We start from the raw sequence: 19,356 nt of genomic DNA on the forward strand, positions 1-19,356 counted from the left end.
TAAACCTGGGGGCCACACGGCACCGCATTAGACCAGGAAGTGCGACGTCTCATTCGCTGCATCAACGGCGAGTGTGGCAAAACAGCCCCCGATGTGGGGCGGCGTGGATCCTCGGATCAAGCCCGAGGATGACGGAGTGTGGGGTGATTTCTGGAGCAAGAACAGCGAGGAATCGGGGCGCGGCTGCGATTTTGACGTGAGCTTCTCAACTCAATCATCTGCCCTACGGGCGCCCTTATGATCGCATCCAGCAACCGACCCGAAAATCTCGGGTCGGTTGTTTATCCGTTACGCGCGACCAGTCGTGGCCGGTGCGGCAACGGCGTCAAACCTATCGCCCGAGAGGTCGATGCTGTTGAGCAGATCGCGGACGACTTTCGCTATTTCCTCTGCGGAAGCGCCCTTGGCGTATTCTTCCTGCATGCGGCGTCTCACAAGTTTTTCCAAATCTGACATAGTTCACCTCATCAAATCCGGCGCGGGAGAAGTGTCGCGCTGGGGCCGATGACAGGCAAGTTACGTTTTGTTTAGAATGGCTTACCGATTTGTAATGTCAGAGGGCGATATAGCGGTCGGCGCGGTGATTGATGGCGACGAAGAGGTTGAGGACGAGGGCGCCGAGGACGGAATAGAAGACCACCGGCGGCGTGGTGACGAAGAAGGCTGCGGCCAGCACGCAGAGGTCGATGCCAAGCTGGACGAGGCCGGCGCGGATGCCGAAACGCTCCTGGAGATAGACCCCGAGTATGCCGACGCCGCCGAGGCTGGCGCGGTGGCGATAAAGCGCCAGCGCACCGAAGCCGAGCAGCAGGCCGCCGAGAAGGGCCGCCCAGGCCGGATGGATGCTCGAAATGGAAAAGAGGCGCGATTGCAGATCTGACATCACCGAGGTCAGGCCGATGGCGATGAAGGTCTTGAGCGTGAAGGTCATGCCGAGACGCTTCCACGAGAGATAGAAGAACGGCAGGTTGAGCAGGAAGAAGGCGAGGCCGAAATTGGCGCCGAAAGCGTAATGCAGAAGGAAGGCGACGCCGGCCGTGCTGCCGGTGAGAAGGCCGGCGCTGGCAAGCATGTAAAGGCCGAGCGCGGCGACGAGACTGCCGGAGAAGACGCCCTGCACGTCTTCGATCGGAGAGTGACGCGCAGCACTCGTATTCCAGACGCCGAGGGCATTGATGAGCTGTGTCATGTCGCCAGTCTCCAACAGCAGACGTGTTCGTGAGCACATCCGGAGAAATCCGGACGCGGTGGATTTTTGATTGTGAAATGAGCCGAGCGCTCGGCGTCTGATCGCCGCGCGCTCTTCGGATACCCTTGCAATATCAGGCTTCCCGGCGTCCGATCAAGCGAAATAGGTAAGCAATGCTGTCCTATTAAAAAATCGCAAGAAACATTCGCTCAGGCCGGCTTGCGCGTAAGGAACAGAATGCCGGCAACCGGTTTGCCGCCATCTTTGCGAATGACGGTCTTGACGATTTCGAGGATTTCGAAGCCGTGACGGGCAAGCAGCATGCTCACATAGGCTTGCGAATGGGCATAACGCAGCGACGGCGCGAGATGGAAGCCGTCGCTATCCCCCGCATCCTCGACGGAAAAGGCAAGATCGGCGCCGGCGGCGACGAGATCGTCGATGATGGCAAAGACGCTTTCGAGATTGCCGAGATACATCAGCACGTCGGCTGCCGTCACCAGGTCGGCGCGGCCGCGTGGCCCATCGGCAAAGAGGCCGGAAAGATCGGGCGCAAGCGACAGGTCGGCCTGGGCGAGGTGATCGTAGACCTCCTTCTCGGCCGCCTTGGCCAGCATGTTCTGCGAGAGGTCGAAACCTTCGAGGCGGCCGACGCGGCCATGGATTTCGGGGCCGAGCAGGCCGGTGCCGCAGCCGAGATCGACGGCGCATGCGTAATGCCTGCCGGTGGCAGAAACGAGGGCTGCGAGCTTCTGCGGGACAGTATAATCGAGTTTTTCGACGAGCGAGGTTTCGAAACGCTCGGCATAATCGTCGAACAGGCGCTCGATATAGCGGCTCGGCGGCCGGTCGGGTGTGGCGCCGTCGCCGAGAAGGGCGAGCTTCAGGGCCGAACCGAAAACATCCTCGGGATCGAGGGCAAGCGTGCTGCGATAGGCTTCGATCGCGGCTTCCGCCCTGCCCGCCTTTTCCCGATAGGTAGCGAGGCGATACCAGCCGGCCGCCCAGGCCGGTGCGAGTTCAAGCGCCTGCTCCATCAGCTCGGCCGCCGCCTCCGGCTCGCCGCCCTCTTCGAGCATCCGGGCATAGTCGGCGCGGCGGTCGGCGATGACATCGCCTGAGGAAAGCTGGTGGGGCTGCATGAATAGACCTGTTGGCTCTTAAGCATGTCGTTACCGCAATCCGCTGCACAGTTTGCGCGACATGCGTTTGCCCGCATCTGGCGGTGGCCACAAAAAAACTCAAGTCCTATTTCACAGGCGAAGCGGCCAATTCCGGAAAGGGCTTGCGGGCGGCGCACCGCGACCTTATTCCAGGGCAAACAGGAGATGGTGCATGTCCGATCAGGTGAACAGGTTCCTCGGCGATTCGCTCGGCCGCACATTGATAAAACTCATCGTCGTGTCGCTGATCGTCGGTTTTGTCATGACCGTCTTCGGCCTGACGCCGTGGAACATCATTTATGGGTTCCGCGACTTCATCCTGGAAATCTGGCATCGGGGTTTTTCGGCGCTCGGGCGCGTCGGCGACTATCTCCTGCTCGGGGCGACGATCGTCATCCCGCTTTTCCTCATCCTTCGGCTTTTCAGCTATCACCGGTAACATGACCTCCATCGATCTTTCGCGCCGCGGCCTGCTGCGTCTTTCCGGACTCGCGTTCGCCGCCGGCATCGCCGGCTGCTCCACCACGCCGCGCCTCGCCGGCACGCCGTCCACCGGCGAGGACGAGACGGCAAGCGTATTGCCGCTCGTCAACCAGCTGCGGGCCAAAAACGGGCTGCCGGCGCTTAGCCCCGACCCGGCGGCACAGACGGCCGCCCTCTTCCAGGCCAAACGCATGGCAAGCGCAGGCAAGATGGCGCATCTGATCGGGATGACCGACAGTTTCGGGGCCCGCGTCAAGGCGAGCGGCGTGCAGCTGCCGGCGGCGGAGAATATCGCTTCCGGCCAGCAGAGCGTCGATGCCGTGGTGACCGCCTGGATCAACTCGCCGCATCATCTGGAAAACATGCTGGGACGCTATGGCGGCCTCGGCGTCGCCGTCGCCCACAATTCATCTTCCAGGAACCTGCCCTATTGGGCGATGGTGCTGTCAAGCTGAGGCGATTCGGCCTCGACATGGGGCAAGCATGGATACGCGCAGCAACGGTCATTCCCTTGCCTTCGAGGTCACGCACCGGCTGGTGCTCTCGATCGCAATTCCGATGACGCTCGGCTTCCTGACGACGCCGATTCTCGGGCTGACGAGCACGGCCGTCGTCGGCCATATGGGCGATCCGGAAGCGCTGGCGGGACTGGCGATCGGTGCAATGCTCTTCGATCTCATCCTGGGCAGTTTCAATTTCCTGCGGGCATCGACGACGGGCCTGGCGGCGCAGGCCTATGGCCGGCGAGACCGGCACGAGGAGCAGGCGGTCTTCTCAAGGGCGCTGATCTCGGCGCTCGGCTGCGGGCTGGCGCTGCTCTGTCTTTCGCCGCTGCTGAAGGCGGCGGGATTGCGGTTGATGGGCGCGGAAGGCGCGATCGCCGAGGCGACCGCCACCTATTTCTCGATCCGCATCCTGGCAGCGCCGGCCGCACTCGCCAATTACGCCATCCTCGGCTTCGTGCTCGGGCGCGGACAGGGCGGTGTCGGGCTGCTGCTGCAGGCGCTGATCAACGGCATCAATATCCTGCTGTCGATCTATCTCGGCCTGTCGCTCGGCTGGGGCGTGGCAGGCGTCGCCTGGGGAACGTTGGCCGGCGAGGTGGCCGGCGCGCTCGCCGGGCTGCTCATCGTGCTCGGCGGCTTTGCCAAATCTGAGCGGCCGGCATGGGCCGAGGTCTTTTCCCGGCACCGGCTGGCCGAGCTTTTCGCGCTCAACCGCGACATCCTGATCCGTACCTTCGTGCTGATCGGCGCCTTCACGATCATGACGCGGATCGGCACCGGTTTCGGCGCGGTGACACTTGCCGCCAATGCCGTGCTGATGAATTTCTTCCTGCTGTCCGGCTATTATCTCGACGGGCTTGCCAATGCCGCCGAGCAGATCACCGGCCGGGCGATCGGCGCGCGTTACCGGCCGGCCTTCGACCGCGGGCTGAAGCTCACCACCTTCTGGTCCTTCGGTCTGGCGGCGATCGTCTCCGCCTTCTTCCTGCTCGCCGGGCCCTGGCTGATCTCGGTGCTGACGACCTCGCCCGAGGTGCGGCAGGCGGCGGCGACCTATCTGCCCTGGGCGGCGGTGACCGGGCTCACCGGCGCGCTCGCCTTCCTGATGGACGGGGTCTTCATCGGCGCGACGTGGTCGGCCGACATGCGCAACCGGATGCTGCTGTCCTTTGCCGGCTACCTCGCCATGCTCGCCGTCTTCGTGCCGCTCTTCGGCAATCACGGCCTGTGGCTGGCGATGAACGCCTTCCTGCTGTTCCGCGGCTTTTTCCTGGCGATGCTCGTCAGGCCGCGGGCCGATCAGACCTTCCGCGCCGCCCAGTAATCGAGCCTGCTGTCGCGCAGCTCGCGGATCGAGCCGGCCTTTTCCCGGTCGAGCAGCTCGGAGAGACCGCGAACGATATTGCCGGGCAGACCGGGGCCTTCATAGACCATGCAGGAATAGAGCTGGACGAGATCGGCGCCCGCCCTGATCTTCTCCAGCGCGGTCTCGGCCGAGGAGACGCCGCCGACGCCGATGATCGGCAGTGCGGTGCCGACGCGCTTGCGCATCCTGGCAAGCACGGCGGTCGACTTTTCGAACAGCGGCACGCCGGAGAGGCCGCCCGTCTCCTTGGCCTGGCGCCGATCCTTCAGGCCCTCGCGCGACAGCGTGGTGTTGGAGACGATCAGCCCATCCAGCGGATGCGCAAGCGCCTCGGCGGCGATATCGTCCATGCCCTCCTCGGTCAGATCGGGGGCGATCTTCAGAAAGACCGGGATCTTGCGGTCGGATCTCTCAGCCATCTCATCGCGCGCCGCCAGCACGGCCGACAGCAGCGCCGCAAGGCTTTCGCGCGCCTGCAGATCGCGCAGGCCGGGCGTATTCGGTGAGGAGATATTGGCGGTGAAATAGCGCGCGACCGAATAGAAACAGCGGATGCCGGCGACATAATCGGCGATGCGGTCCTCGCTGTCCTTGTTGGCGCCGATATTGACGCCGACAATGCCTTTGCCCGTCAGCGCCGAGAGCCGCTCGAACGCAGCCTCATGGCCTTCATTGTTGAAACCGAGGCGATTGATGACGGCTTCATCCTCGACCAGGCGGAAGATGCGCGGACGCGGATTGCCGGATTGTGGCTTCGGCGTCACCGTGCCGATCTCGGTAAAGCCGAAGCCGAGCTTCAGCAGCGCCTCCGGCACCTCGGCGTTCTTGTCATAGCCGGCCGCCATGCCGAGCGGGTTTTCGAAGGTAAGGCCGGCGACGGTCTGGCGAAGGCGCGGATCCGGGGTGATCTGGCAGGCGGGCACGAGGCCGGATTTCAACGCCGCGATCGACATGCCGTGGGCTGTTTCCGGATCGAACAGGAAGAGACCCTTGCGGGCGAGACGCTGGAAGGGATCGATCATGGCTGCAGCTCCGGGAAAATATGCGCGCCGGTCTCGTCGAGCGGCAGCCGCACCTCCCAGAGCACGGCCGCAAGCGGCAGCTCGGCATAGAGATGCGGGAACAGATCGCCGCCACGCGAAGGTTCGAAGATCAGCTTGTCACCGAGGCCGCCGCCATCGACGGCAACCAGCATCAGGTCGGACTGGCCGGCGAAATGCAGGGCAGCGGTCTGCTTGACCTGGTCAGCCGTCGAGAAATGGATGAAGCCGTCCTTCAGATCGATGCCGGCGCCATGAAAAACACCGCTTTGTCTGGCTTGCTGCCAGAGCGGTTCCGTCACGATCTTGTAAAGGGTCGGTGTCAGGGTCATCATGGCCTCGCGATTGCTGGTCCTCGATCACCAGCGCTTTGCCGGAAAGAGGCGGCAATGTCCACGCCCCGGCGCTTAAAAACAGGACCGCACAGGCAAATCCGGAGGATGAGACGATGAAGATTTTGGTTCTCACACTTGGCGCTGTACTCCTGCCGCTGGCAGCTGTCGCGGCCGAGGCCGATGCGGGCCGGTTCCAGCTGGAAAAAAGCGGCGATCATTTCGTCCGGCTCGACCGCCAGTCCGGTGCCATGTCGATCTGCCAGGACAAGGACGGCGCTCTCGTCTGCCGCATGGCGGCCGACGAGCGGGCGGCCTACGAGGACGAACTCGACCGGCTTGCGGAGCGGGTGACCAAGCTGGAACAGGAAGGTCTCGTCCAGCGGGCGCTGCCGAGCGACGCCGAGATCGACCGCTCGATCAGCATCATGGAGAAGATGATGAAGAGTTTCATGGGGATGGTGAAGGAGTTCCAGGCCGAGGAAAAGGCCAATCCCCTTCCGCAGAAGACCTGATCTGATATAGTCATATCAGCAGGCATGCATGGAGCGCAGTGGGGACGGCGTGCATGCAGCATGATCGGGCTCTTGGGAGGGAGTTTTCGATGCAGGAACAGACCATCATCATTGCCGACGACCATCCGCTTTTCCGCGATGCGTTGCGTCAGGCCGTCATCGGCATGGAAGGCCGCCAGTCGATCGTCGAAGCCGGCGATTTCGCTGCCGCGCGAACCGCAGCCGGCGCCCATCCGGACGCCGATCTGATGCTGCTCGACCTCGCCATGCCCGGCGTCAGCGGCTTTTCCGGCCTGATGGCCTTGCGCGCCGAATTCGCCAGCCTGCCGATCATCATCGTCTCGGCAAGCGACGACGCAACGACGATCCGCCGGGCGCTGGAACTCGGCGCCTCCGGCTTCATTTCGAAATCCTCCGGTATCGAAGACATTCGCCGCAGCATCCAGACGGTGCTTGCCGGCGATATCGCCACACCCGAAAGCTATCGCGACGGGCAGGAGCAGGACCCCGACGTTGCCGACCTGATCCACCGCCTGCATACGCTGACGCCGCAGCAGAGCCGGGTACTGACCATGCTCGCCGAAGGCCTGCTGAACAAGCAGATCGCCTATGAACTCGGCGTCTCGGAGGCGACGATCAAGGCGCATGTCTCGGCGATCCTCTTGAAACTCGATGTCGACAGCCGCACGCAGGCCGTCATCCAGCTCGGCAAGATCAACATGGCGATGGTCGCCTGAGGGCGGTCGAAACCGCCGATAAAAGGATTTTATTCCTCCCTTACCTTTACGCGCGCTGCACGGTCGGTTACACTCCGGCCGGCTGAAGCGCGGCCTCGGATAGGCTGCACGGAATCGGGCGCATATGCTGTCACACGAGCAGATCTGGGAGGCGATCGACAGGCTTGCCGAGCGGCACGACCTGACGCCATCCGGTCTTGCGCGCCGCGCCGGGCTCGACCCAACCTCCTTCAACAAATCGAAACGGCTTTCGGCCGACGGGCGGCTGCGCTGGCCCTCGACCGAATCGATCGCCAAGGTGCTCGATGCGACAGGGGCGAGCATGGAGCAGTTTCTCGCCTTCATGCGGCCGGGCGCCAATTCCTCCGCAGAACTGGCGAGCGAGCGCGCCAAGCCGCCGCACGGCGGCGCCATTCCGCTGCTCGGCTTCGCGCAGGCCGGCGCCGGCGGCTTCTTCGACGATGGCGGCTTTCCGGCCGGGCAAGGCTGGGACGTGGTCGAATTTCCGGCTGCGCCGTCGCAGAAATCGGGCGTCTACGCACTGGAAGTGCAGGGCGAGAGCATGATGCCGCTCTATCGCGACGGCGACGTGCTGATCGTCGAACCCGGCGCGCAAGTGCGCCGCAACGACCGGATCGTCGTGCGCACGCGCGAGGGCGAGGTGATGGCCAAGGTGCTGTTGCGCCAGAGCCCGCGGTCGATCGAGCTGATGTCGCTCAATCCCGAACATCCGAACCGCACGCTCGATCTGTCCGACGTCGATTGGATCGCCCGCATCATCTGGGCCAGCCAATAGGAAGATATTCCATGCGCCCCGCCGCCGTCTTCACTGGTCTTGCAGGAATGGCGGTCGTGACCGGCCTGCTGATGGCCGCAGAAGCAAGGCTCAGCGGCGGCACGGGCGGCGAGGATACGACTGCCGCAGAGGCGCCAGCAACCGATACGGCGGCGGAAATCACCCCCGAGGCGGCAGGCCGGTCGGCTCCGATCTCGGACGCGGATGCCGAAATGATCGCGCGCGCGGCGCAACCGGCCCCTCCCTCACCCGCCCCGGCCGAACCCATGGCGGCGAAGCCTGCCGATCCGCCGCGCCCATCTGAACTGCCCGGCGGGCAAGCGGTGGGGCCGGCCGCCAAGAAGCCGATCGAGCTGGCGCGGCCGGTGGCCGAAAATGCCGGCGTGCTTTCCTTTGGCGAGCGCAGGCTTCAGCTTGCCGGCATCGTCCCGACACCGACCGACCGGATATGCGGGCCGGCAGGCCGGCAATGGCCCTGCGGCATGATGGCGAAGACGGCCCTGCGCCAGCTCTTGCGCAACCGCAGCCTCACCTGCGACCTCGAGATGGCGGAATGGAAGGGGATGGCGACCGCCGCCTGCCGGCTCGGCACGCAGGATCTCGGCACATGGCTCGCCGAAAACGGCTGGGCCGAAGCCGAGGCGAGCTCGCCGTTCGACGCCGTCGCCGAGAAGGCGAAGCAGGCGCAGAAAGGCATTTACGGCGGCGACCCGCGCCGCAAATGACGGATGTCCGCGGCTGCGCGATGCGGCCGATCCCTTGTAAAGCCGGCCGCCAATTCCTAATCTCGGCTGATTTGAAAGGAATCACCGATGAACAAGCCGCTTTCCGCCCATGACGCACTGATCTACGTGATGGTGATGGCCTCCGCCGTCGACAGCACGATGAACGACCGTGAGATGACGAGGATGGGCCAACTGATCGGATTCCTGCCGGTTTTCAAGGATTTCGATGACGACAGGCTGATTCCGATAGCGCGCGACTGCGCCTCGCTGCTTGCCGGGCCCGAGGGCCTCGACGTCGTTCTCGAAACCGTGCGCGACACGCTGCCAGCAAAACTCTACGACACGGCCTATGCGCTCGCCGTCGAAGTGGCTTCCGCCGACCTTTCGGTCAAGGCCGAGGAATTGCGGCTGCTCAGCCTGCTGCGCGACCGTCTCGGCCTCGACAAGCTGACCTGCGCGGCGATCGAACGCAGCGCCATTGCCCGCTTCCGCAACGGATAAGCCTGAAACTCTCCAGGCGACCCGCCCCGTCAGTAGAGCCCGTAGGGAAAATAACGCAGATAGATTTCCTGCAGACGGCCGTTGCGCGACAGCGTGGCAAGGGCGTGATCGATGGCTGACGTCAGCACGCTGTCCTTCTGCCGCAGCATGATCGTCATGCCCTCGCCGAGGAAATGTTCGGACAGATAGGGACCGTCGAACAGCGCGCAGCATTTCTCCGAGGCCGGCGAAGAGACCCAGAAGGAAAGCTGCAGCGCATCGGCAAAGGCGGCGTCGACCTTGCGCTCCTTCAGCGCGGCAAGCAGAGCGTCCTTGGTGTCGAAGGGCTGGGCCATCAGCGCCGGGAAAAACGCGGCCAGCATCGCCTCGTGGACCGTGCCCTTGACGACACCGACCGGCCGGCCGGCAAGGGCGGCGGCCGTCTTGCCGTCGACCGGTGCTGCGAGATTGCGCACGAAGCGCGCCGGCAGCATCAGATAGGGCCGGGAGAAGACGAACTGCCGGCGCAGCTCGGGGGTCACCGCAAGGCCGGCGATGACGGCATCGCCCTGCGAGGCGGCAAGCGCATCCTTGAGGTCGGCGAAAGGAATCGCCTGGATCTGGCACTTGTCGGATATTTCCAGCTCGCTGCAGATTTCGCGGGCGAGATCGACGTTGAAGCCGGAAAGCTTGCCGTTCTGATCGGTGAAATTGAAGGGCGGGAAATCGACCGACGTCAGGAAGCGCAAACGCACCAACGAGGTGAGGTCGGGTCTCGCCAAACGCTCTCGTGCGTCGAAGAGCAGCGGCAGCGAGGGCGCTGCCTTCTGGGCGGAGGCGGCAAGGCTTGAAAGGAGCGCCGCCAGAAATAGTCCGAACGCGAGAAAAGCCTTCAGGGTTACGGAGGCCAGTTTGGATTGCATCATTGTCATCCGGTCTCGGTGCAGCGCGAAACGTTGATCTATCAGAGTCATGGCTGGCGGGGAATATGCGTGATCCGACGCCGGAACTGCGGGCGCACCTCCGGATCAGGCTCTCTTGGTTTCCGGCGCTACGCTCGTCCCTCAAAATTATGGGCATTCTCCACAACCGCGTTAGGGCGGAATTAAAGAATAGCGCCTTTATTTATGGCGACGTCATCGGACCCCGCCGGCCGATCGCGTGATGCACGCGTCAGCGCTCTGTTTGTAGCAATTGATTTCGAAGCGCCGGTGCGGCACGCCCGGCCAATCGGGTGACATTTCCCATGTTGAAGCATCTGAAAATCCGCACGAAAATCCTATCGGTCGTGACGCTCCTGGGGCTGATCACGATGGCCGGGCTCACCTATGTCATCGCCGAGTTTCGCCGTGCGGACGCCGCCTACAGCGCCTTCATCGATCATGAGGCGCTGGCCTCGACGCAGAGCGCACGCGCCAGCGCCTCGGTGGTGGCCTCGGTGATGCAAGTCACCCTGCTGGCCGCGATGAAGCCCGACACGCCGGCTTTCGAGACGGCGCTCGCCACGCCGAGCAAGCTGCCGCAGGCGCGCGACCGGCTGAAACAGGCGCTGGCGCTGGTGCCGAGCCGCAAGGCGGCGATCGACGAGATCCAGGCCGGCATCGATGACATCGAAGCCCTGGCGAACAAGATCATCGAACAGAGCAAAGCCAAGGACAGCGCCGGCGCGCAGGCAAATGTCGCCCTGATCAACGCCAAGCTCGATGCGCTGGCACGGAAGATGATCGCCAACGATGATGCGATGATGGCGCTGCTCAACGACGGCGGCGACGCGCTCTCGGCTTCTGTCAACGGTCGGATCACCTTCTGTCTTCTCCTGATCGGCATTGCCGTTCTCGCCGCGATCGGCATCAGCGTCGCTGTCGCACAATCGGGCATTGCTGGCCCGATGACGCAGCTGCGGCTGCGCATGACGCGGCTTGCCGAGGGCGATACCGACAGCGAGGTCGGCGGTCTCGATCGCAGCGACGAAGTTGGCCAGATGGCGCAAGCCGTATCGATCTTCCGCGACAACGCCATCGAGCGCCGTCAGATCGAGGCTCGCGCCGAGGCAGAGCGCAGCGTCAGCGACCGCGAGCGCCGCGAACGCGAGGCGCAGAAGGCACGCGAAACGTCCGAACTCGAACGCGCCGTCGCAGCTCTCGGCGACGGCCTGCGCCGCCTTGCCGCCGGCGATCTCGCCTCGCAGATCGACGAGCCTTTTGTCGCCCATCTCGACGCGCTGCGCCAGGATTTCAACCACTCGGTCGAGAAGCTCAACGAGACCTTGCAGGCGGTCGGCGCCAATGCGAGGGCAATCGGCGCCGGCGCCAACGAGATCCGGTCTTCCGCGGACGAGCTTTCGCGGCGGACAGAACAGCAGTCGGCCTCGGTCGAACAAACCGCAGCGGCACTGGAAGAAATCACCACGACGGTGCGCGACGCCGCCAAGCGCGCCGAGGAGGCGAGCCAGCTCGTCGCCCGCACGCGTCTCGGCGCCGAAAAATCCGGCGAGATCGTCCGCAAGGCCGTCTCGGCCATGCAGGAGATCGAAAAGTCCTCAGGCGAAATCTCCAACATCATCGGCGTCATCGACGATATCGCCTTCCAGACCAATCTTCTGGCGCTGAACGCCGGTGTCGAGGCGGCCCGCGCCGGGGAAGCCGGCAAGGGCTTTGCGGTGGTCGCCCAGGAAGTGCGCGAGCTTGCCCAGCGCTCCGCCAAGGCGGCCAAGGAGATCAAGGACCTGATCACCAATTCCGGCACCCATGTGCAGACCGGCGTGTCGCTGGTCGGCGAGACCGGCAAGGCGCTCGATGCGATCGTCACCGAAGTGCAGGAAATCAACCAGCACGTCCACGCGATTGCCGAAGCCTCGCGCGAACAGTCGATCGGGCTGCAGGAGATCAACACCGCCGTCAACACCATGGACCAGGGCACGCAGCAGAATGCGGCAATGGTCGAGCAATCGACCGCCGCCAGCCACAGCCTCGCCACGGAGGCGACGGCGCTCAACACTCTGCTCGGCCAGTTCCGGCTGACCGGCACCGGCAGCTTCGCCGCCGCCGCCCCGATCACCTCGGCCCGGCCGTCTGCCCCAGCACCGCGCGCGCCCGCGCGCCCGCTGGCCAAGGCCCCGGCGATCCGTGTTGCCCGGGAAGGCACAGCCCGCCCGACCGCCTCACCGGCCCGCGCCCTCGGCCAGACCCTCGCCACCGTCTTCGGCGGCAACAGCTCGCCGAAAAGCCAGGAGGGGGACTGGACGGAGTTCTGAAACACAGCTTTGCGGTTCGCGCCCTGTGATTTGCCCTCACCCTCGAGAAAGATTTGCTTGCGAGCGGTGGGCGAGGAACTGAGAGGCAGCCACACGTCTCTTCCCCCCTCGGGAGAAGAGGAATCGCTAGGTTGCGGCTATTCGCGGTGCCCTGCTTACCGGGCTCCCTCCCCCTCTAATACGGCCGCCAACCGACCTCGACGAGGATTTTTCCCGGCGCCGGGTTCCAGGCGTTGCTTCGCGAAGGCGTGAAGGCGGAGATTGCGTTTCATCTGGCAAGCACGATGCAATCAGGAGTAAGATCGCCGCTTCGGCGCATCGGAAGGGATGGACATGAAACCCGCACTCCTCGGCCTCATCTGCACCCTCGTTCTTGCCGGGTGCAACAGCGTTTCCTACTATGGCGGCCCCGGCCTCGAGCCGATCCCGGGCAGCATCACCTATAACGGCCAGCCGCGCAGCAAGCTCACCAAATCACCACCCGGCTCCAGCTTCCCGCATGATTTCACGGATCAGTATGGCCGGCAGGTGGAGGAAACCTACATCATCCAGCCGGACCGAAGCCTGATCATCGCTCATCGGCAATACAAGCCGATCCGGTTCTTTGGGGATTAGGTCTTGTTGGCATAGTTTTGCCTGAGGTCGAGCGAGTGCTCCAATGCAGTTTTCGTTCAAGAGATAGATGACTCGGCGACCGCGTGAGCACCCTAATGATACCGTTGAGGCCGACGACGTCCCGAAGTTCGGGCGAAATTTAAGAGGCGCTTCGTTTACCGAAGCCGAATGTCTTTCGCAGACTGCTGTCGACTGCGTTTGCCGGCATAAACCTGCGTAGCCGGCTGAGCAGGGTCGCCTGGCCTCCAGCGGGTTGGCGCATTCGGTATGGACCGTTGATTGCGGCCAGAATCTTTTCTGCGACAGAAAGCGCCGATGGCGCGGTTCTGATCTGGGCCTGTACCGCCTTGATGGTAGCCTCGGCCTGCGTTGCATAGGCCCCCAAGGGCGCCCCAGTTTGTGCTGCGTTTACATCGAGCTTGGTGTTCGTGAAGGTCGGTTCAAGCAGCACCACGCGCACGTTGAACTCGCGAATCTCATGGTCCAGCGACTCCGACAGTCCTTCAAGGGCATGCTTGCTGCTGGCATATATTCCCATGAACGGTGCGGGCAGGAAGCCCAGCACCGAACTGATATTGATGATGAGTCCGCTGCGGGCGGCGCGCATGGAGGGCAAAGCGGCGCGGATCATACGCAAGGGGCCGAAAACGTTGGTTTCGAATACCGCCAAAGCTTCGGAAGGCGACGTGTTTTCGACAGGGCCGACGAGCGAAACGCCGGCATTGTTGATCAGGATGTCGATCTTGCCCGCTTCGGACAAAACCCATTCAACAAAATTGGCGACCGAGGCGTCATCGGTCACATCGACAGTCCCATAGCGCACGCCGGGAATGGCATTGGCGCGCTGCGGGTTACGGACGCCTCCAAAGACCTGGAAGCCGTTTTGCGCAAGAACGCGCGCCGAAGCCTCGCCTATTCCGGAAGATGCTCCGGTGATAACGACAACTCTGTTTTTGGACATGCATGCTCCTCGGTTCGGCGCGAGTGGTTGATTACGTGCTTCATTAGAAGGGTCGGAACCTTTCAGCCTTGTTGCCAAGGACAGCTTCTCAAAACCTGGCATTTAAGTGCGTAAGATTTCGTTCGACATCTATTCTTACTTTAGATGTCATTCGAAATCTAAAGTCAAGTACTTTTTGCTTCACGGCGTTTTTCGATGATCGCGCCTTCAACCGCGTGGGGGGCATGGCGATGCGTCCATCCGTGCCGTCAGACCGCCCCTGGCTTTGTCGGAGAGAACAAGGTCGGCAGCGCTGAATTAGGCGCTTATCGCTTTCGGGGATGTGTCGTGGTCCGACGTGCCGAGCGCCTTCATGATGAAGCGGATTTGCGCATGGAGGCAGACTGCGGTGGACTCACCCTCCTGAACGCGCTGCTCGACCAGAACCGGATGGAAGAACGGCAGGAAGGCGGTGATGATGCCGCGCGCGGCTTCGTCGGCGTCTTCGACCTTGAACTCGCCTGTCTGCAGCCCCTCGCGGACAAGGACTTTGAGGATTGCCAGGATCTGTTCATTGTGAGCGTTGAGGGTTGCCCAACTTCCAGCCATGGCGGCGACAAGCAGATCGTGTATGGGTCTGTCCTCCACCAAGGTTCTCGTGCTGTGCCGGTGAATGGCGGTCAAAAGATCGATCAGCTTTTTGCTCGCCGGCGCATCCGTTCGTGCGATCGCCAGAGCGATTTCCGCAAGCTCCTTGAAAACAAGTCCGCAGACGGAGCTGTTGATCGCCGTCCTCGACGGAAAGAAGCGATAGATATTCGCCCGGCTCATGCCGAGTTCGGAGGCGATGTCGGCGACGGACGTCTTATGATGGCCGATCCGCCGAAAATACTTTTCCGCCACCTCAAGAATCCGCGTCCGTGACTGCTCAAGGTCACCTCCTACCGGGTCCGCAAAAATCATTGCCGCCTCCGGAAATTCACTCGGCAGCCATGGTTGTCGGTAGTTCCACCTCCTTCGGCGTATTTTGATGGCTTTCATTTTTCGTCGGCTTGATGCGGAACCAGGTCGCGTAGAGAGCGGGAAGGAAAAGCAGGATCATCACGGTGCCGACCGCCGTTCCACCGATCAGCGTGTAGGCCATCGACCCCCAGAACACAGAGTGGGTGAGAGGAATGAAGGCAAGGACGGCCGCAAGGGCTGTCAGGATAACGGGACGCGTCCGCTGCACCGTCGCCTCGATGACAGCGTGATAATCGTCGTGACCGGCTGCCTTGTTCTCCTTGATCTGTTCCGTCAGGATCAAGGTATTGCGCATCAGGATTCCAGCCAGTCCGATCAATCCGAGAATGGCGTTGAAGCCGAAGGGCTGATTGAAGAGAAGCAGGACCGGAACCGCCCCGGCAAGACCGAGCGGCCCCGTCAGCATGACCATGGTCATCGTCGACAGGCTGCGGACCTGCAGCACGATAACGATCAACATTGCGGCAATCATCGCCGGGAAGATTTTGACGAGGGCGGCGTTGGCCTTCAGCGACTCCTCGATGTTCCCGCCCATCTCGATACGATAGCCCACAGGAAGCGTGGCGATCAGCGGCTGAAGCGCCTTCATGACCTGCTGGGACACTTCCGGCGGCTGCGTCGCCTCGTCGATATCGGAACGGATCGTGACAACGGGCGTACGATCGCGACGTTTCAGGATCGGCTCCTCGAACCGTATTTCGGAATGACCGATCTGATCGAGCGGAACCTGGCGACCATCCCGGCTCATCAGCGAGAAGTCCGCCAATCGCGAGGGATCGAGCCGGTTGTCGCCGGCACTGCGCGCGATGACCGGCACGTTGCGGATATTCTCGCGTACCTCGGTAATCGGGATCCCGCTCAGCAGCAGTTGCATCTGCTGGGCGGCCTCCGCCGGCGAAAGGCCGATCAGGCCCAACCGTTCCTGGTCGGGAACGAAGCGCAGCACCGGCGCGCGGTTGCCCCAATCGCGGTTCGCCTGGCGCACATCCGGCACGCTCTTCATGATATCCAGGGCTTTGTCGGAGATCCGGTACAATTGGCCGGCATCAGGACCCATGATGCGGAACTCGACGGGAAACGGCGTATAGGGACCGAAGACGAGTTGCGTCACGCGGACATAGGCTTCGGGAGCGAGCCCATCCGAGATGGCCGCACGAAGGCGAAGCTTCAAAGCCTCGCGTGTGTGAGCGTCAGGGGTCAGCACGACGATCTTGGCGAAGGACGGGTCCGGCAGCTCAGGCGCCATGGCAAAAAAGAAACGGGGAGCGCCCTGACCGATATAGCTCGTGACTGTCTTTGCCTCCGGCTGCTGCTGCAGCCAGTCTTCGAGCTTCCCGACCGTGGCGGCCGTCGTCTCGATACTGGTCCCTTCAGGCATGCGGACTTCAACCAAAACCTCCGGACGATCCGACGTCGGGAAGAACTGCTGTTTCACCGCGCCCATTCCCACGACCGACACTGCCATGGCGATGGCGACCACCGCACAGGTGACGAACTTGTGGCGCACGGTAAACTCAATCAGCCGCCGCAGGCGCCGGTAGTTCGGGGTGTTGTAGATGGCGTGATGGCCACCCTCGACCGGCTTGATCGCCGGCAGCATCTTGACGCCGAGATACGGCGTGAAGATTACCGCGACGACCCAGGATACGATGAGCGCAAAGCCGACCACCCAGAAGATATTTCCGGCATATTCGCCGGCGGTCGACCGGGCAAAGCCGACCGGCATCAGGCCGATGATCGTCACGAGCGTGCCCGACAGCATCGGGGCCGCCGTATGGCTCCAGGCATAGGCGGCCGCCTTGATGCGATCCATCCCCTCTTCCATCTTCACCACCATCACTTCGATTGCGATGATGGCGTCGTCGACCAGAAGGCCGAGCGCCAGGATCAGCGCGCCAAGGGTGATGCGATCGAAGAACCGGCCGGTCTCCAGCATGATGAGGAAGACGACGGCAAGGGTGAGCGGAACGGCCAGAGCCACGACGATCCCAACGCGCCAACCAAGGCTGACGAGGCTGACGAACAAGACGACGCCGAGCGCCATGGCGAATTTCAGCATGAACTCGCCGACGGCCTCCTGGATGTTGACGGCCTGGTCGCTGACCTTGGCGAGCGTCATGCCGAGCGGCAAGGTCTTGGCGATCGCGGCGGATCTTTCCTCCAGCGCCTTGCCGAGTTCAAGACCGTTCCAGCCCTGCTGCATCACCGCGCCGAGCATGATGGCGGGCTCGCCGTTATGGCGGATGAGATAGGTGGCCGGATCTTCATAGCCGCGCCGCACTTCGGCAAAATCGGAGAGTTTCAACGTGCGTCCGGCCGCAACGATCGGCGTGTCTGATATCGCCTGAATGCTGTCATAGGCGCCGTCAAAGCGAATGAAGACCTGCGGGCCGCGGGTGTCGATCGACCCCGCCGGCGTCACGGTGTTTCGCCGCTGCAGAGCGGCCGCGACGTCCTGCGCAGAAATGCCGAGCGTCGCCAGCTTGGCATAGGAAAATTCGACAAAGATCTGTTCGGGCCGCTCACCGAGAATGTTGATCTTCTTGACTCCTGGCACATGCAGAAGATCCTGGCGGATCACCTCGGCCTGGCGCACAAGCTCGCGCATCGGCATGCCCTTGGCCTTCAGCGCATACAGACCGAAGCTGACATCGGAATACTCGTCGTTGACGAAAGGACCGAAGACGCCCTGGGGCAGATTGCGGGCCTCGTCCCCAAGCTTCTTTCGGGCCTGATAGAATTCCTCTTCGACCGCCGTTGACGGCGTACTGTCCTTCAGCGTCACAGTCAGAAAGGCGTATCCTGGCCGGGTTGTCGTCTCGACACGATCGTACCAGGTGAGTTCCTGGAGGCGCTTCTCCAGCGGCTCGGCGACCAGATCCTGCATCTCGCGCGCCGTGGCACCCGGCCACACGGTCGTCACGGTCAAGGTCTTGATGGTGAATGAGGGGTCCTCCGCGCGCCCAAGCTTGACGAAGGCATAGGCGCCGGCGGCGGCCAGCAGAATGATGAAGAACAGCGTAACGGCCCGTTCGCGGACGGCGAGTGCGGATAGATTGAAGTTCATTGTTTTGCCGCCTCTGCCTGTTCTACCTTGGTGCGCACGCTGGCGCCGTCCTGCAGCAGATGGGCGCCGAGAGCGACGACCGGCTCGCCTGCTTTGACGCTGGAAACCACCGCGACCTCCTCGCCTAGTTGTTCAATTTTCACCTGCCTGAAGTGGACGGTCGAAGATTTCTCATCGAAGACCCACACGCCGGTTCGGCTGCCGTCGTCCAAAACCGCCCCAACAGGCACCGCGGCATGCGATTGGCCCCTGCTGTTGGAGATCCTGATCGTCACCGTCGCGCCCAGCGGGGCCGATGCTGCCGCGCCATCCAGAACCCAGCGGGCTTCATAGGTGCGGGTTTGAGGGTCGGCGGCGTCGGAGATCTGCCGCAGCCGCGCCTTGTCCCGCCGCCCTTCGTTTCCGTAGATGCTGGCATCGGCGGTCTGACCGATCTCAGGCCGCAGGAATTCCGGAAGCCAGACCAGCGCTTCACGCGGACCGGCCTGTGCGAGCCGGACGACGGTTTGTCCTGCCGTCACCACCTGCCCCGGTTCGCCGAGCGTTTCGACAACCGTCCCATCGGTATCGGCAACGAGGATGGAATAGGCGGTCTCATTCTCTGCGACCTTCGCGTCCGCTTCCGCCGCGGCAAGCTGCGCCGTCGCGGTGTCGAGGGCTGCCTTTGCCTGTTCGTAGCGCTGCGGCGTCGCGGCCAATCCGTTTTTCACCAAGGCGGCATAGCGCCGCTCGTCGGCTTGCGCCTGGATCAGCACTGCTTGCGCTGCGGCGACGGCGTTTCGTTTTGCCGTCAAAGCCAGACGCAGATCGGTCTCGTCGATACGCATCAGCGGCTGACCGGCCTTGACCTGCTCGCCAACGTCCACATAGCGCTGCATGATCTTGCCGGGTACACGAAAACCGAGATTGCTCTGCACCCGGGCGGCGATGGTGCCCGTGAAGGTGCGTTCGGCCGCCTCCGGGTTTTTTGCCTCCACCAGCTTGACGAAGGGGGGTGCCGTGCGCGGATCGGTGGCTTTTGCACTGGCTTTGGACGACTCTTCGAAAAGCACGAAAGTGGTGGCGCCGGCAGCAGCCACAAGAGCGAAAGTGGCGAGTGATATTTTGCGATTCATCTCATTAACCC

20 protein-coding genes are annotated in these 19,356 nt (G+C 63.0%); 10 read left to right on the forward strand and 10 right to left on the reverse strand.

Going from position 1 to position 19,356, the window contains the following annotated elements:
- Positions 1-288 precede the first annotated feature (288 nt).
- From A7X77_RS34175 to A7X77_RS01310, 3 genes are all read right to left on the reverse strand, one after another.
- On the reverse strand, positions 289-423 hold the full coding sequence (locus tag A7X77_RS34175) for a hypothetical protein (RefSeq protein ID WP_280950309.1): 135 nt from the start codon (positions 421-423) through the stop codon (positions 289-291).
- A 130-nt stretch (positions 424-553) separates the two neighbouring features.
- Positions 554-1,189 (reverse strand): YitT family protein, encoded by a 636-nt coding sequence (locus tag A7X77_RS01305; protein WP_064681227.1) that lies wholly within the window; start codon positions 1,187-1,189, stop codon positions 554-556.
- A gap of 209 nt (positions 1,190-1,398) precedes the next feature.
- Positions 1,399-2,331, reverse strand: coding sequence for a class I SAM-dependent DNA methyltransferase (locus A7X77_RS01310; RefSeq protein ID WP_064681228.1), 933 nt, complete (start codon positions 2,329-2,331; stop codon positions 1,399-1,401).
- A gap of 193 nt (positions 2,332-2,524) precedes the next feature.
- Here A7X77_RS01310 and A7X77_RS01315 point away from each other — a divergent pair, with 193 nt between their 5' ends.
- From A7X77_RS01315 to A7X77_RS01325, 3 genes are read left to right on the forward strand one after another with little or no spacing between them, the layout of a single operon-like run.
- Positions 2,525-2,791: a DUF6460 domain-containing protein gene (locus A7X77_RS01315; protein WP_004675818.1), complete on the forward strand. Its 267-nt coding sequence runs from the start codon at positions 2,525-2,527 to the stop codon at positions 2,789-2,791.
- Between the two features lies 1 nt (position 2,792).
- Positions 2,793-3,290 carry a CAP domain-containing protein gene (locus A7X77_RS01320; RefSeq protein WP_064681229.1) on the forward strand — a complete coding sequence of 166 codons (498 nt, stop codon included), beginning with the start codon at positions 2,793-2,795 and terminating at the stop codon, positions 3,288-3,290.
- Between the two features lie 28 nt (positions 3,291-3,318).
- Entirely contained in the window at positions 3,319-4,665 is a 1,347-nt protein-coding gene (locus A7X77_RS01325; protein ID WP_064681230.1) for an MATE family efflux transporter, read from the forward strand.
- Here the strand turns inward: A7X77_RS01325 and A7X77_RS01330 are convergent.
- Both A7X77_RS01330 and A7X77_RS01335 read right to left on the reverse strand, forming a co-directional pair.
- Positions 4,641-5,729, reverse strand: a complete 1,089-nt coding sequence (locus A7X77_RS01330) for a quinone-dependent dihydroorotate dehydrogenase (protein ID WP_064681231.1) — start codon at positions 5,727-5,729, stop codon at positions 4,641-4,643. The two genes, A7X77_RS01325 and A7X77_RS01330, sit on opposite strands and share 25 nt — an antisense overlap.
- Positions 5,726-6,079 carry a DUF952 domain-containing protein gene (locus A7X77_RS01335; RefSeq protein WP_039623006.1) on the reverse strand — a complete coding sequence of 118 codons (354 nt, stop codon included), beginning with the start codon at positions 6,077-6,079 and terminating at the stop codon, positions 5,726-5,728. Before A7X77_RS01335 ends, A7X77_RS01330 begins: the two co-directional genes overlap by 4 nt.
- 116 nt (positions 6,080-6,195) lie before the next feature.
- Here A7X77_RS01335 and A7X77_RS01340 point away from each other — a divergent pair, with 116 nt between their 5' ends.
- The 5 genes from A7X77_RS01340 to A7X77_RS01360 all read left to right on the forward strand — a co-directional run bounded on the left by A7X77_RS01340 (position 6,196) and on the right by A7X77_RS01360 (position 9,353).
- Positions 6,196-6,594, forward strand: a complete 399-nt coding sequence (locus A7X77_RS01340; protein WP_064681232.1) for a hypothetical protein — start codon at positions 6,196-6,198, stop codon at positions 6,592-6,594.
- Between the two features lie 89 nt (positions 6,595-6,683).
- Positions 6,684-7,331, forward strand: coding sequence for a response regulator (locus A7X77_RS01345; RefSeq protein ID WP_064681233.1), 648 nt, complete (start codon positions 6,684-6,686; stop codon positions 7,329-7,331).
- 124 nt (positions 7,332-7,455) lie between these two features.
- A complete protein-coding gene (locus tag A7X77_RS01350) occupies positions 7,456-8,127 on the forward strand; it encodes a S24 family peptidase (RefSeq protein WP_064681234.1) in 672 nt (223 codons plus the stop codon).
- 11 nt (positions 8,128-8,138) lie between these two features.
- Positions 8,139-8,852, forward strand: a complete 714-nt coding sequence (locus A7X77_RS01355; RefSeq protein WP_064681235.1) for a thermonuclease family protein — start codon at positions 8,139-8,141, stop codon at positions 8,850-8,852.
- A gap of 87 nt (positions 8,853-8,939) precedes the next feature.
- Entirely contained in the window at positions 8,940-9,353 is a 414-nt protein-coding gene (locus tag A7X77_RS01360) for a tellurite resistance TerB family protein (protein WP_064681236.1), read from the forward strand.
- 29 nt (positions 9,354-9,382) lie between these two features.
- Here the strand turns inward: A7X77_RS01360 and A7X77_RS01365 are convergent, their stop codons facing one another.
- A complete protein-coding gene (locus tag A7X77_RS01365; protein ID WP_064681237.1) occupies positions 9,383-10,258 on the reverse strand; it encodes a transporter substrate-binding domain-containing protein in 876 nt (291 codons plus the stop codon).
- Positions 10,259-10,578: 320 nt separating this feature from the next.
- Between A7X77_RS01365 and A7X77_RS01370 the strand changes: the two genes are divergently transcribed.
- Together A7X77_RS01370 and A7X77_RS01375 are read left to right on the forward strand one after the other, a co-directional pair.
- Positions 10,579-12,585: a methyl-accepting chemotaxis protein gene (locus A7X77_RS01370; RefSeq protein ID WP_064681238.1), complete on the forward strand. Its 2,007-nt coding sequence runs from the start codon at positions 10,579-10,581 to the stop codon at positions 12,583-12,585.
- Between the two features lie 333 nt (positions 12,586-12,918).
- A complete protein-coding gene (locus tag A7X77_RS01375; RefSeq protein WP_064681675.1) occupies positions 12,919-13,200 on the forward strand; it encodes a hypothetical protein in 282 nt (93 codons plus the stop codon).
- 139 nt (positions 13,201-13,339) lie between these two features.
- Here A7X77_RS01375 and A7X77_RS01380 read toward each other — a convergent pair whose 3' ends face one another.
- The 4 genes from A7X77_RS01380 to A7X77_RS01395 form a co-directional block, all read right to left on the reverse strand.
- Positions 13,340-14,161 (reverse strand): oxidoreductase, encoded by an 822-nt coding sequence (locus tag A7X77_RS01380; RefSeq protein ID WP_064681239.1) that lies wholly within the window; start codon positions 14,159-14,161, stop codon positions 13,340-13,342.
- 297 nt (positions 14,162-14,458) lie between these two features.
- Positions 14,459-15,103, reverse strand: coding sequence for a TetR/AcrR family transcriptional regulator (locus A7X77_RS01385; protein WP_064681240.1), 645 nt, complete (start codon positions 15,101-15,103; stop codon positions 14,459-14,461).
- Positions 15,104-15,119: 16 nt separating this feature from the next.
- Positions 15,120-18,230, reverse strand: coding sequence for an efflux RND transporter permease subunit (locus tag A7X77_RS01390; RefSeq protein WP_064681241.1), 3,111 nt, complete (start codon positions 18,228-18,230; stop codon positions 15,120-15,122).
- Positions 18,227-19,345, reverse strand: coding sequence for an efflux RND transporter periplasmic adaptor subunit (locus tag A7X77_RS01395; RefSeq protein ID WP_064681242.1), 1,119 nt, complete (start codon positions 19,343-19,345; stop codon positions 18,227-18,229). The genes A7X77_RS01390 and A7X77_RS01395 overlap by 4 nt, the downstream gene beginning before the upstream one ends.
- Between the last annotated feature and the right edge of the window lie 11 nt (positions 19,346-19,356).

It is taken from the genome of Rhizobium bangladeshense, assembly GCF_001662075.1.
Classification (GTDB): domain Bacteria; phylum Pseudomonadota; class Alphaproteobacteria; order Rhizobiales; family Rhizobiaceae; genus Rhizobium; species Rhizobium bangladeshense_B.